Raw genomic sequence first — 13,152 nt, 5'->3', positions numbered from 1 at the left:
TCGTTTGTTTGAATTTTTCCATTGTCCTCACTCCTTCGTATTATTTTACTTTAAATGTAAGTCAAGAATACACTGCCAATATCGCCTTGTCAATTATTTCCTTCAAAAAGGCAACGAATTACTGTTACTCATTATTCGTTCTTATTCAAATCCTGCTCCAGCAGATCAAGGATCGTCGGCTGAGGCTTTACTTCAATCGCAGCCGCTTGCGGAGCCGGAGCTATAGCACCGGATACTTTGGAGGTCAGCCCCTTCATCAACTCATTAACGTCGATGCCCGATACGCTCTTCAGCATCTCAGGCGCTGTCGCCATGAGCGACGTTACGTAATTGCTAAGGCGTGCCGCTCCTTCACCATGACCCGTATCAACAACGGTAAGCTTGTCGATGCCTTTAATCGGCTCTGCCACTTTACCGGCAAGCTCCGGAAGCATTTTCACAATGATATCGAGTATAGCCGCTTCGCCGAATTTCTCAAACGCTTGCGCCAGCTTCTCTTTCGCTTCAGCTTCCGCAAGACCGCGAAGACGGATAACCTCTGCTTCCGCCGTACCCTTCGCTTTCTCGGCATCGGCTACAGCCAGACCGTCCAGACGCTTCTGCTCGGCCAATGCCTTTGCTTCTGCTTCGATTCGATATTGAATCGCGTCGGCTTCGCGCAGCTTTTTCGTTTTATCAGCTTCCGCTGCCTGTTCGACTGCGTAACGGTCAGCTTCCGCTTTTTTCTTCACTTCAGCGTCATATTGTTTCTCACGGCGCAAGATCTCTTTCGCTTCCAGATCAATCTCACGTTCTTTACGAACCAGCTCGATCTTCATTTGTTCCTCAACCACACTTTGCTGAGCACGCGCTTCGTGAATCGAATACGCCTGATCGGCTTCCGCTTTCGCCGTATCCTGATCTCTCTTAAAGGAAGCGACCTTCAGCTCTTTCTCCTTCGACGCTTCCGCGATATTCGTATCACGCAGCAGCTCCGCCTTCTGGCCATCTTCTTCAGCCAATGCCTTCTTAATCCGAGAATCCCGGACCGCTTCCGCTTCTGCGATATCCGCATCCCGCTTCACAGCTGCGATTCTCGGCTTGCCGAGGGCTTCCAGATAGCCATGCTTGTCTCGAACATCTTTTATTGTAAAAGAAACGATCTGCAGCCCCATCTTCTTCAAATCCCGGGCTGCAACCCCCTGAACTTCCTGAGCAAATTTGTCGCGATTCCGGTATACTTCCTCCACCGTCATCGATCCAAGAATAGCACGCAGATGGCCTTCCAGCACTTCCTGCGCCTCACCTTTGAGCGCCTCGATCGGCTTGCCCATGAACTGCTCGGCCGCTGTTGCCACATCTTCTACAACACCGCCGATTTTAATGATTGCTACCCCGTCAGCCAAAACCGGTACGCCCTGTTCCGTATAAACCTCCGGAGTCGATACATCCAGCTTGTGGGAAAGCAGGGACAAGAATTCGGCTCTCTGAAAAATTGGAAGAATAAACGCGCCTCCGCCACGCACGATTTTGATCCGGCGGCCCGAGTCGTCTACGAGCACATTATTTCTGCCCAGAAACGAGCCTGTTACCACCATAGCTTGATCCGGTCTTACGGTACGATACCGGGCCCAGAATGCCAAACCTAACACTATAATTACTGCAATTACGATGACCGGTATTAAAAAGTCCTCTGGCATAACCCCATCATTCTCCTCTCTTGTCGGCCTTGCTTTATTACCTTGTCTCTTTCTTTACTTGGTCTGAAGATCTACTTTTGCAACGTACAGGGTGCTGTCTCTTACCTCGACTACGACAACCTGCGCCCCTTCAGGAATCGGCTCCCCATCGAAGCTCGCTGCAATTTGATTCGTATGACCCGCTCCCGCCTTAAGCATTACCTCACCATATCCTTTTGACGGAATCGGTACCAGCACCTCTGCCAGCTTGCCCGAAAACTCCTGCTCAGACACCGCTAGCGAATTCTCGCTCTGCTCCATCGGCTTGACATAAACAAAATAAACGCCTCCGGCTATAATGATTGCGATCAGCAGAGCAATAATCGTAATCAGCCCGTTGTTCATAGAGGTATGGTCGGTCAAAAGCAATCCCGCACCGCCGAAGGCGGTAATGCCGCCAACAAGCGACATCGGCTGCATCCAGGGATATCCATCGAGAGATAAAAAATCAAGCACGCCATCCAGTGCCATACTGATCCAATCCCCGAATATGACGCTTATAATGGCAAACAGCACTCCGAATATAAGACAGCCCCAAAATAAAGCCTCCATTTCCTCCTCCTTTCTCCTTATCCAGATGTTGTTACCTCTATATAAGTTAGTACGCGCAAAGCGCCTATTATGTTTCGTACCGCCAATAAAAATTACAATTTGTCCGTTATTCCAGCATTTTTTTCATCCTTTGACCACAACATTTCCTGCTTATGTCTCGTCTAACGATAAGGATTGTATGCTTATCATTTTCAATTTCATCAACTTATGATACAGAGCGCACTCCACGGAAGCATCTTCTCTAGGCTTCCTCTGATGGTGTTTTATGTTATAATAGTTTTTGGTTATTTGGAGGAGGAGTTTATTTATATGCAGGAAGACCGCAAATCCACGCCATCCCGAAGCGCTTGGCGCACCTTCGGAATCGTATCTTTTCTAACCGTTAAGTGGATGATTTATTTCGCCATCTTCATCGCTTTATTGGCAGGCGGAGCCGTTACCGGCTATGTATCCGCACTCGTCAAAGACGAAGTGGTTCGGCCGCGCACACTTATTGAGGAAAAGGTGAACGAGAATTCCGCTACCGGCTTCGTCTACTTTAATGACGAAACACTGGTCGGCCAGCTTCGGACGGAAGAAGACCGGATTCTCATCGAATACAAAGATCTTCCCGAGCAAGTAATTAACGCTGTGCTCGCGATTGAGGATAATAACTTCGAAACGCATCATGGCGTCGACATTAACGGGATCGGCCGGGCTGTTAAGCAGAAGCTGCTTAATGAAGATACCCAGACCGGGGGCAGTACGCTTACTCAGCAGCTAGCCCGCCGCGTATTTCTAAGCCTCGACAAAACGGACAGCCGTAAAATCAAAGAAATTTTCCTTGCTATCCGGATGGAGCGTTATTTGACGAAAGATGAAATTCTGGCTGCCTACTTGAATAAAGTGCCTTTCGGCAACGGTTCGAGCGGCTATAACTTATACGGCATCAAAGCTGCTTCTAAGGGCATCTTCAACATTACCGACCTCAAGCAGTTGAATATTGCCCAGGCTGCTTATCTTGCCGGCTTGCCGCAGCGCCCATCCGCTTATACGGCATTTAACGGGAAAGGCCAGTTTAGCGAAAAAGGCTTCCAGCTCGCGATGGAACGTCAAAGCACGGTACTGATGCGCATGCTGCAAACCGGACGCATCAATCAACAGCAATATGATGAAGCGAAAGCATTCGATATTCGCAAGACGCTCGCTGCGCCAAGCGAGAAAGCTTATACGACTTACCCTTATTTAATGCTGGAAGCCGAGCGGCAAGCGGCAGAAGTGCTGCTGATGCTTGAGGATCCAAAGCTGACAAAAGCTGATCTTCGCAAAAAAGAAAATGCGGCACGGATCGAAGAAGCGCGTGAGCATCTGCTTCGCGGCGGATACCATATTTATACGACGATCGACAAAGATGTCTATCAAATTATGCGCGAAATCGGCTCCAATGAGAAAAACTTCTCTCCTGTAAGCAAGGAGAAAGGCATCGAGCAGATTGCAGCGGTCATGCTTGACCATAAGACAGGCGCTATTCTGGGCATGCTGGAGGGCCGTGACTTTTACGAGGAGCAAATGAACTTTGCTACGCAAATGACGCGTCAGCCAGGCTCGACGATGAAGACGATCGCCGCTTACCTGCCTGCTATTGAGAAAGGCGTCATTCAGCCGGCCAGCATCGTAGACGATGCGCCGATCGTATTGAAGGATGGACAAAAGGGCTTCCATATCCCGAAAAACTCCAACAACAGATATGCCGGACTCGTAACGGCTCGTGAAGCGCTTAACCGCTCCATGAACTTGCCGGCACTCAAAATCTTCTTGGATGATGTGCAAATCAAAAATGCATGGCAGTTCTCCCGTGATCTTGGTATTACGACGCTTCAGCCGCAGGACGATGGCGCCCAAACCGGGGTAATCGGCGGTCTTAGCATCGGCGTCTCGGTTGAAGAGCTGACCAATGCTTACGGAACGATTCCGAACAAAGGCGTTTTCAATGATGCTTATATGATCGAACGCATTACGGATGCATCCGGCAAACCGGTCTATGAGCATAAAGCAGCACCGAAGCAGGTTTACTCCGAGCAAACGGCATTCCTCGTTACGGATATGCTTCGCACCGTCATTTCGAGCGGCTCCGGTACAGCCCATGCGTTGACGTCACAGTTCAAAAGCTACGGTAAAATTCCGATTGCCGGTAAAACCGGCTCGACGCAAAGCTATGGAGACGTATGGTTCATGGGCTTCTCGCCTGACGTAACACTAGGCGTATGGTCCGGTTATGAGAAGCAAATCTATACGCTTTCCAACGACGGCAAAAAACGTGCCCGTTCTATCTGGGCGCTCATTATGAATCAGGTTACGGAGAAAAAGCCTGAGCTGTTCCCGACGAAGGAATTTACCCGTCCGGACGGTATCGTCAAAGCGACCGTATCCAGCGCCAGCGGCAAGCGGCCGACCCAATTAACCAATGAAGCCGGCATGCTCGTAACCGACTGGTTCAACAAAAAGTTTTTACCGAAAGAATCGGACGATGCACTTGTCAAAATGGCCTATATCCCTTATCAAGGCGTTAACTATGTACCAAAGCCGGAAACACCTTCCGATATGCAGCGGCAGCAAATTGTTATTAAACGGAAACGGCCGCTTGATGCTTTGATGGATGAAATTGCAGCAGCACAATCGAAGCTGCCGGCAAGCAGCAGAAGACCATTGTCCTTCTACTTGCCAGCAGATGCAGGTAAAGATGCACCATCCAAGGTCGACCCTCGTGTGGATGACGGCAGTGCTCCGGCAGCACCGGGCAACGTCAAGCTGCAATCGATCAGCTCTGGTGTCGTAATGATCAGTTTTGGCGCGAACAGCGAGAAGGATGTTGTCGGCTATCGTCTCTATCAGGCGATTAACCAGGAGCCTTTCAAGAAAGTCGGCGACTCCCTGCTCGTCGGGGATGAATTGAAGTTCAAAGTAAACGTTGCCGGCGGACAGGGTTACCGATTCTATGTAACGGCCGTGGACGTCGCAGGGAAAGAATCGGTGCAGAGCGCGATGATGCTCTTCGGCAATACAGCCGGCCTTCCAGGTCTGCCTGGAGACGGTGAACCGGAGGGCAACGGAAATCCCGGCAATCCCGGAAATAGCAACGGAAACGGAAATGGCAGTAATAATGGCAACGGCAGCGGCAATCATGGCGGAGGCAACAACCCAGAGGGCACGCCTAAGCCTGAGCTTGCCCATCCTGCCGCTCCAAGCGGACTTTCGGGGGAGAAGACGGATCTAAGCGTCCGGCTCGCCTGGAAGCCAAATCCGGTCTCTGATCAAGTGTTCACGTATCACATCTATTACAGTGCAAACAATGACGGCAATTTCGTCGAAGTTGGTACGACCTCGGAGACCTCATTCGAATATCCGATTACGATTGTATCGGGCACATTCTATATTTCCGCAGAGAATGAATCCGGCAAATCGTCGCCTTCCAATCAGGTTAAGGTTCAGTAAACCGCAAATGATAACAAAAACCCCCCGGGTTATAACCCGGGGGGTTTTTGTTAATCTTCGATTGTCGACAAATCGCCTGTAGGCAAATTCAATTCCCAAGCCTTCAGCACACGGCGCATGATTTTGCCGCTGCGTGTCTTCGGCAGCTTATCCTTGAATTCAATTTCACGCGGCGCGGCATGCGCCGACAAGCCGACTTTTACAAACTGTGCGATCTCCTGCTTCAGCTCATCGGATGCCTCATAGCCTTCGCGAAGGGCAATAAACGCTTTAATAATTTCCCCCCGCATCGGGTCTGGCTTGCCGATAACGCCAGCTTCTGCTACAGCCGGATGCTCGACGAGCTTGCTTTCCACCTCGAACGGGCCAACCCGCTCCCCTGCCGTATTAATAACGTCGTCGATCCGCCCCTGGAACCAGAAGTAACCGTCCTCGTCCGTATATGCCGAGTCACCGGATACATACCAGCCTTCCAGACGGAAGTATTCCTCGTATTTGGACGGATTGTTCCATACTTTACGCATCATGGACGGCCAAGGCGTGCGAATCGCCAGATTGCCCATCCGGTATGGAGGCAGTACATTTCCTTGGTCATCAATGATGGCTGCTTTCACGCCAGGAAGCGGCTTGCCCATTGAACCCGGTTTGATGTCCATCGACGGATAATTGCAAATGAGCTGTCCGCCCGTCTCTGTCATCCACCACGTATCATGAATGCGCTGGTTGTATACCTTCATTCCCCAACGCACTACTTCCGGGTTTAACGGCTCGCCTACGCTCAGGACGTGGCGGAGGCTGGACAAATCATATTGCTTCACCGTATCGTCGCCCGCACCCATCAGCATGCGGAAGGCAGTTGGCGCACTGTACCAGACGGTTACACCGTACTTTTGAATCGTGCTGTACCAGTCTGCAGGACTGAAACGCCCGCCGCGAATCACATTCGTTGCACCGTTCAGCCAAGGGCTAAATATGCCATAGGAGGTTCCCGTTACCCAGCCTGGATCGGCTGTGCACCAGTAGATGTCGTCCTCCTTCAGATCAAGTACGATTTTCCCTGTGTAATAATGCTGAATCATGGCGTTCTGAACGTGGAATACGCCCTTAGGCTTACCGGTAGATCCGGAGGTATAATGAAGAATGAGTCCATCCTCGCGACCGAGCCATTCAATCTCCGCTTCCTCTGACGCCTTCGCCATCTCGGCGCCGAAATCGACGATGGTGTCATCCGATTCCACGCCTTCGCCAAATACAAAAATATGTTTGAGTGCAGGCAGCTCGTCACGTTTAATTCTTCCCAGCAAGGAAGGCGTCGTAACGATTGCGACGGCTTCGCTGTCCTGCAGCCGGTCCTTGACCGCCGTCTCCATGAAGGCTTCGAACAACGGCCCCACGACAGCGCCAACCTTCAATGCGCCAAGTACGCTGAAATAAAGCTCAGGCGTTCTTGGCATGAAAATAAATACCCGCTCGCCCTTCGTAATGCCGCGGCTCCGCAGCACGTTCGCAAAGCGATTGGATTGCTTGCTAAGCTGTTCGTATGTGTATGATTCGTCTCTTGCACTGTCGCTGTAATGCAAAGCTATCTTCGATCCTTTGCCGGACTGCACATGACGATCGATAGCTTCATGCGCCATATTGACTTTGCCGGTCTCATACCAGCTGAATTGACGCTCGATGTCTTCCCAATTGAATGCGGCGGCCGCCTCATCATAATTAACCAGGTTTGGATTCAATGCAACTGCCGGAATTCGCTCTTGATGCAAGTTGGACATTCTATCATCTCCCATCAAATCTGTTAAAAAACGAACCGATAAGAATACGCTTACATATAATAGCCGGTACTTGCAGGCAAACAAGCCGACATTCATTAAGGATTCCATTGGTTCTTCAACCGCCAAACCAATTATAGCATAATCGCTTTCCGTTCGACTATGCTTTTCATTTGCTCTGAACTCTGCTATAACCAATTTATAGACAATTGTGCAACCGCTATCGCAGCAAAGAAAGGGGCACATGCTTTTGGAGCATCGTAAAATTTTTCAACATACGACAATCGCAACCTCGGGGGAGCGCGAGCTAATCGTAGCGGGGCCGATAACCCCGGACGAGCTGCGCACCTGCTCGATGCATCCTGATCTCGACGCCTTCCGCCGGCCCAAGGATCAGCATGCCGCATTAATCGAAATCGCCGAACTGGAAGAAGGCCGGATTATTGCGGCCCGGGATGGCGACGTCATTGTCGGATACGTCACATTCCACTACCCTGACGAGCTTGAACGATGGTCTGAGGGCGGCATGGAGGATCTTATTGAGCTTGGGGCCATCGAAGTGGCCGACGCCTATCGCGGATACAGCCTCGGGAAAAAGATGATCGAGCTCTCCTTCGCCGATGAACAGCTTGATAACGTTATCGTCTATACGACAGAATATTATTGGCATTGGGATCTGGAAGGAACGAAGCTGAACGTCTGGGAATACCGCGCCATGATGGAGAAGCTGATGAAGTCGGTCGGCATGGTATGGTTCGCCACAGACGATCCGGAGATTTGCTCCCATCCCGCCAACTGCTTAATGGTCAAAATCGGCAAAGAGGTGCCGCTGCAGTCGGCGGAACAATTCGATCGGGTCCGCTTCCGCCAACGATTTATGTATTGATGCTCCTATTCCATTCATTGCAGGAGCGCAGATAGCAAGCCATTTCGCGGCCGCAAGCCATGACCGCCAACGCCAAGGGAGGACCTCGGAGCAATGTCTTCTAACGCTGTATTTATTCGCCACCCAGAATCGGCATTATATAATTTCGGAGAGGAACACCCGTTCAATCCCATCCGATTAACTTTGGCGGGAGAGCTGCTTCAGTCCGCCAACGCCTTACAGGAAGAAGCGATCGTCATTCCTGATTATACAGCTGACTACAGCTTGCTTACGCTTGTTCATAGGCCTGATTATGTAGACGCTGTACAAAAGCTAAGCGAGGACCATCCCTCGCCAGACGATATTGAAGCAGCCGCGAAATTCGGGCTTGATACGGAAGACACGCCTTTCTTTCCCGGCATGCATACGGCAGCTGCTGCCATCGTTGCTGGATCCATAGAAGCTGCCGATCAGGTGATGAGCGGTAAAGCGCTTCATGCCTATCATATGGCTGGCGGCCTCCATCACGCGTTCCCCGATCGCGGCGCTGGTTTTTGCGTGTATAACGATGCAGCCGTCGCTATTCGTCATCTGAGACAAACCTATAACGCCCGGGTGCTTTATATCGATACAGACGTTCATCACGGCGACGGCGTACAGTGGGTTTTTTACGACGACCCCCAGGTTTGTACGTACTCCATTCACGAGACAGGAAAGTTTTTGTTTCCCGGTACCGGATTTGTTCATGAAAAAGGAACGGATGCCGGATTTGGCACCTGCTTCAATGTACCGGTAGAGCCTTATACCGAGGACGATTCCTGGCTGGAAAGCTTTCGTGAATCTGTAGAAAAAGTAGCGGCAGCGTTCAAGCCGGACATCATTATTAGCCAGCATGGCTGCGACGCCCATGCCTATGATCCGCTCTCCCATATTCATTGCAGCATGCGGATCTATAAGGAAATGCCCGCCATTATTCATCAATTAGCCCACCGTTATGCTGGCGGAAGATGGGCAGCGCTTGGCGGAGGCGGCTATGATATATGGCGCGTTGTGCCGCGGGCCTGGTCGCTTGTATGGCTTACGATGACTGACCATCCGATCTCAGCTGCACTTGAAGAGGAAGGAAGCAATGTTCCGCTGCCTCCGCTCTGGCTCGACAAATGGAGATCATTAAGTCCAGAGGAGCTGCCGGGGTGGTGGCTGGATGATCTGAGCGAGGTTCCTCCTATTCCCCGCCGCGAAGAGATTACGAATAAAAACCGTACTGTACGGCTTATTGCTGTACAGGATCTGGTGTAAATCAAAAAGAGCTGTACGGAATCGTCACACTTCCGCACAGCTCTTTCATTTTAAATGTTTTTCAACATTTCATGGATAATTTGGTAGGAATGATTGGATGCCTTCACTGTAAACTCCGGGAAGTTGACATGAGCCGATCCATCAGCCTTGTCCGACATGGAACGGATAATGACGAACGGCACTTCATTCAAATCGCATACTTGAGCGACCGAAGCCCCTTCCATCTCCGCACATGCCCCTTGGAAAATCTCATGCAGCTGCTGTACAGCCTCACGGCTTGCAATAAACTGGTCGCCGGACAACACTTTGCCTGTCAGGCTGCGGCCGGAGAACAGCTTGGATGCCGCATCAGCTGCCAGCTTAACGAGTCTTTCGTCGGCAACGAATTCAGAACGCTCATGGTAGGGAATAACCCCTCTCGCAAAGCCTAGAGGCGAGCAGTCCATATCATGCTGAATACAGCTGGAGGATACGACGATATCGCCAATCTCGAGCTTCGGATCAACTGCGCCAGCTACGCCGGTAAACAGCACGCAATCCGCGCCCAAATCGAGCAAAATTTGCGTACATACCGCAGCATTCACCTTGCCCACTCCAGATTTGCAATAAATGACAGACTTGCCGTGAAGGCTGCCTTCATAATAAGTAATACCCGCTTTGACGAATTGATTCGCTGCTTCCACATGCTGATGCAGGAGCTCGATTTCTTCCGCCATCGCACCGATGATGCCAATCTTGCTGAAACTCATTATTTCGACAAACCTCCAACGGATTGCCGGACAATAATCTCATGCGGCAATACGACCTTTGATTGTTCCACGCTTTCCTTCTTCATCAGCTTCGTGAGCAGACGCATCGATACCGCACCAATGTCGTACATAGGCTGGGCAACTGCAGTAAGCTGCGGACGGACCATCGACGCCATCCGGCTGTTGTCCACGCTGATTACCGATATATCATCCGGAACTTTAAGTCCGTTATCTTGAATGCTATGAATCGCGCCAATCGCCATCTCATCCGTTGCCGAGAATACGGCTGTCGGACGCTCGCTCAATTCGATGAAATACTTCATCGCATCAGCGCCGGATTCGTACCGGTAATTGCCGATTCGCACAAGCGACTCATCATAAGCAATGCCCGCTTCTTCAAGCGCGCGTTTATAGCCTTGGAATCTGGAATAGCCGTTGGCCGGATCCTGCAGCGTGCCGCTAATCATAGCGATACGCGTATGGCCAAGCTCAATCAGGTTACGGACTGCGTCATATGCCGCTTCTTCATGGTTAATGTCGACGGACGGAATCTCACCGTTCTCATCGGTTGTCGCACAAAGCACGATTGGCACATTGGCCGTCTTGAATGCTTGCATATGCTCGTCCGTTACGGCGCCGCCCATAAACAGCAAGCCGTCAACCTGCTTCTCCAGCAATGTATTGATAACGCGAATCTCTTTGTCTTTGCGCTTATCGGCATTGCATAAAATAATATTATAATGATACATATTCGCAATGTCCTCGATTCCGCGCGCCACTTCCGCGAAAATCGCGTTGGAAATGTCGGGAATGACGACTCCGACCGTTGTAGTCTTCTTGCTTGCCAAACCTCTCGCTACAGCATTCGGACGATACCCGAGCCTTTCAATAGCCTCGTACACCTTCTTGCGAGTTGCCGGTTTCACATTCGGATTGTTGTTGACAACCCTGGAAACCGTAGCCATCGATACTCCTGCTTCTCTTGCTACATCATAAATGGTTACCGTCACGGGGCTTCTCTCCATTATCTTAAATTTTTTACTTTTACCCATTTTGTGTAAATCGTTCACGGCATATTAAGGTAATGATACGACAAAATACGGCTTTTCGCAATGTTCGCACCTGTTCGGCCCCACGCATGGCAAGTAATGGATAATGGTTTGTGCATTTTTCTTATGTATGCATAGAGCGGCGGCTGATTTGCGACAATCTTTTGCTGATGTCGGCCATCCAGTCCTGATCGTCCAGAGATTGGGCCAGCAGCATCAAATCAAGCAGCGAGTTGACCCGCTCCCCGATAAGCCGCTCAATGGCACTGGTATCCGGTTGTTTTCGGTCTCCGCTGGCCTCTACTAGCAAATCTGCCCATTCATTGCACTCGTTAAACAAAAAAGTCTGCTTAGATGGACTTGCGCCCAATTGGGCAATTAATCCGGTTAAGTCCGGTTTCACTTCAGGGAATACTTCGCTGCGGCTGCATGCCGAACAGGAATAAATCGGTACATTATCGATTTCGACCTTGCCCGAATAGATAACTGTTCGAAGCTTCATCTTCATGATGTCACCGCAATGACATCTTTTCTGCAAGTTGGTCCACTCCTTCACGCTGACGGCATGCCGTCATTTCTCACGATCCGTAATCGCATAATGAGATGCGTAAATTATTCGACCTTTTTTGCAGAAATTCCTGCTGCAAATGCTATGCAATTTTTACTAGAATTTACGCCACAGCTTCCGGAGCGGCGGAATGCTTATGAGAAGCACCCATACTGCAGCGCCAATCATGTCATTGCGAATGTCCATAATGTCGGGCGTTCTTCCGTCAACAAAGGATTGATGGTATTCATCCGTCACGCCGTACAAGCCGCACAGCAAGACGATTGCGATTTTCCAAACGAGACGGTCCGCCCGTTTTCCGATGCCAAAATCAATAGTAGCGGCAAGCACGAAATACGAAACATAATGGCCCCAATCAAAGCTTTCCATCGACGGGAAAAATTGCTGAAAAAAAGGAAGCAGCGAGCCTACTTCATTGCCGGTCCGCGAGGACAGTGTAAAAATAACCGCCATCCAGATGACAGCCGGAATGAATCTCAGCACACCGGCAAGTCTGATTCTATCGGTTTGCTTCATCCGTTCTCCTTCGATACAATGTAATGGAAATGCCAGCATGCACTCATAGAAGGAGGTACATACTTTTGTCACTGCACAATAAAACAGTCATCTGTCTGCTCGATGACGAATTTGAAGACTTGGAGCTGTGGTACCCTGTCTACCGCGCACGCGAGGCCGGCGCAACCGTCCTCTATGCAGGACCAGAGAAAGGCAAGCAGCATATCGGCAAATACGGCGTTCCAGCAACAGCCGACGTTAGCTTCGATGAAGTCAATGCCGATGAAATCGCCGGACTGCTCGTGCCAGGCGGCTGGGCGCCGGACAAGCTCCGCCGCTATCCGAAGGTGCTTCAGCTTGTCCAAGAGCTGAATGCGGCAGGAAAGCCAATCGGCCAAATCTGCCACGCCGGCTGGGTACTCATATCAGCTAAAATACTGCAAGGCCGCAAAGTGACTTCCACGCCCGGCATTCGCGATGATATGGAAAATGCGGGAGCGGAATGGTTTGACGAAGCGGTTGTCGTAGACGGCAATCTCATCTCCGCCAGACGCCCGCCCGATCTTCCGCCTTATGCGAAAGCTTTTGTCGACGCCTTGGAGCAACAAGCGTAA

At 50.6% G+C, this 13,152-nt stretch carries 11 protein-coding genes; 4 read left to right on the top strand and 7 right to left on the bottom strand.

The genetic code is table 11. The annotated features are described in order from the left end of the window. Nucleotides 1–131 precede the first annotated feature (131 nt). Nucleotides 132–1,679, bottom strand: coding sequence for a flotillin lipid rafts scaffold protein FloT (locus ACFVVF_RS23855; RefSeq protein ID WP_387814959.1), 1,548 nt, complete (start codon nt 1,677–1,679; stop codon nt 132–134). A 54-nt stretch (nt 1,680–1,733) separates the two neighbouring features. Beyond that, nucleotides 1,734–2,270: an NfeD family protein gene (locus ACFVVF_RS23850; protein ID WP_387814957.1), complete on the bottom strand. Its 537-nt coding sequence runs from the start codon at nt 2,268–2,270 to the stop codon at nt 1,734–1,736. Between the two features lie 309 nt (nt 2,271–2,579). On the opposite strand from ACFVVF_RS23850, the gene ACFVVF_RS23845 reads away from it, so the two are divergent. Then, entirely contained in the window at nt 2,580–5,741 is a 3,162-nt protein-coding gene (locus ACFVVF_RS23845; RefSeq protein WP_387814955.1) for a transglycosylase domain-containing protein, read from the top strand. A gap of 50 nt (nt 5,742–5,791) precedes the next feature. On the opposite strand, the gene acsA is transcribed toward ACFVVF_RS23845, so the two are convergent. Beyond that, nucleotides 5,792–7,516 carry an acetate--CoA ligase gene (gene acsA, locus ACFVVF_RS23840; protein WP_387814953.1) on the bottom strand — a complete coding sequence of 575 codons (1,725 nt, stop codon included), beginning with the start codon at nt 7,514–7,516 and terminating at the stop codon, nt 5,792–5,794. A gap of 247 nt (nt 7,517–7,763) precedes the next feature. On the opposite strand from acsA, the gene ACFVVF_RS23835 reads away from it, so the two are divergent. Beyond that, the gene (locus ACFVVF_RS23835) at nt 7,764–8,399 is read left to right on the top strand and encodes a GNAT family N-acetyltransferase (protein WP_387814951.1); all 636 of its coding nucleotides are present in this window, start codon (nt 7,764–7,766) and stop codon (nt 8,397–8,399) included. A 93-nt stretch (nt 8,400–8,492) separates the two neighbouring features. Next, entirely contained in the window at nt 8,493–9,677 is a 1,185-nt protein-coding gene (locus ACFVVF_RS23830) for an acetoin utilization protein AcuC (protein ID WP_387814950.1), read from the top strand. Between the two features lie 50 nt (nt 9,678–9,727). Here ACFVVF_RS23830 and ACFVVF_RS23825 read toward each other — a convergent pair whose 3' ends face one another. From ACFVVF_RS23825 to ACFVVF_RS23810, 4 genes are all read right to left on the bottom strand, one after another. Continuing rightward, entirely contained in the window at nt 9,728–10,426 is a 699-nt protein-coding gene (locus tag ACFVVF_RS23825) for a 5'-methylthioadenosine/adenosylhomocysteine nucleosidase (protein ID WP_387814948.1), read from the bottom strand. Further along, the gene (ccpA, locus tag ACFVVF_RS23820; protein ID WP_387814947.1) at nt 10,426–11,436 is read right to left on the bottom strand and encodes a catabolite control protein A; all 1,011 of its coding nucleotides are present in this window, start codon (nt 11,434–11,436) and stop codon (nt 10,426–10,428) included. Before ccpA ends, ACFVVF_RS23825 begins: the two co-directional genes overlap by 1 nt. A gap of 163 nt (nt 11,437–11,599) precedes the next feature. Further along, the gene (locus ACFVVF_RS23815) at nt 11,600–12,013 is read right to left on the bottom strand and encodes a hypothetical protein (RefSeq protein WP_387814945.1); all 414 of its coding nucleotides are present in this window, start codon (nt 12,011–12,013) and stop codon (nt 11,600–11,602) included. A 126-nt stretch (nt 12,014–12,139) separates the two neighbouring features. Beyond that, nucleotides 12,140–12,559, bottom strand: coding sequence for a VanZ family protein (locus tag ACFVVF_RS23810; RefSeq protein WP_387814943.1), 420 nt, complete (start codon nt 12,557–12,559; stop codon nt 12,140–12,142). Between the two features lie 29 nt (nt 12,560–12,588). Between ACFVVF_RS23810 and ACFVVF_RS23805 the strand changes: the two genes are divergently transcribed. After that, nucleotides 12,589–13,152 carry a type 1 glutamine amidotransferase domain-containing protein gene (locus ACFVVF_RS23805; RefSeq protein ID WP_387814941.1) on the top strand — a complete coding sequence of 188 codons (564 nt, stop codon included), beginning with the start codon at nt 12,589–12,591 and terminating at the stop codon, nt 13,150–13,152.

Source organism: Paenibacillus sp. NPDC058174 (genome assembly GCF_042883865.1).
Taxonomy (GTDB): domain Bacteria; phylum Bacillota; class Bacilli; order Paenibacillales; family Paenibacillaceae; genus Pristimantibacillus.
This window is presented reverse-complemented; position numbering and strand designations above follow the sequence as displayed.

Coding starts and splice junctions, on each gene's coding strand:
- acsA (WP_387814953.1), bottom strand. CDS start 7,516: ATGTCCAACTTGCATCAAGAGCGAATTCCGGCAGTTGCATTGAATCCA.
- ACFVVF_RS23830 (WP_387814950.1), top strand. CDS start 8,493: ATGTCTTCTAACGCTGTATTTATTCGCCACCCAGAATCGGCATTATAT.
- ACFVVF_RS23845 (WP_387814955.1), top strand. CDS start 2,580: ATGCAGGAAGACCGCAAATCCACGCCATCCCGAAGCGCTTGGCGCACC.
- ACFVVF_RS23805 (WP_387814941.1), top strand. CDS start 12,589: ATGCCAGCATGCACTCATAGAAGGAGGTACATACTTTTGTCACTGCAC.
- ACFVVF_RS23810 (WP_387814943.1), bottom strand. CDS start 12,559: ATGAAGCAAACCGATAGAATCAGACTTGCCGGTGTGCTGAGATTCATT.
- ACFVVF_RS23825 (WP_387814948.1), bottom strand. CDS start 10,426: ATGAGTTTCAGCAAGATTGGCATCATCGGTGCGATGGCGGAAGAAATC.
- ACFVVF_RS23850 (WP_387814957.1), bottom strand. CDS start 2,270: ATGGAGGCTTTATTTTGGGGCTGTCTTATATTCGGAGTGCTGTTTGCC.
- ACFVVF_RS23855 (WP_387814959.1), bottom strand. CDS start 1,679: ATGCCAGAGGACTTTTTAATACCGGTCATCGTAATTGCAGTAATTATA.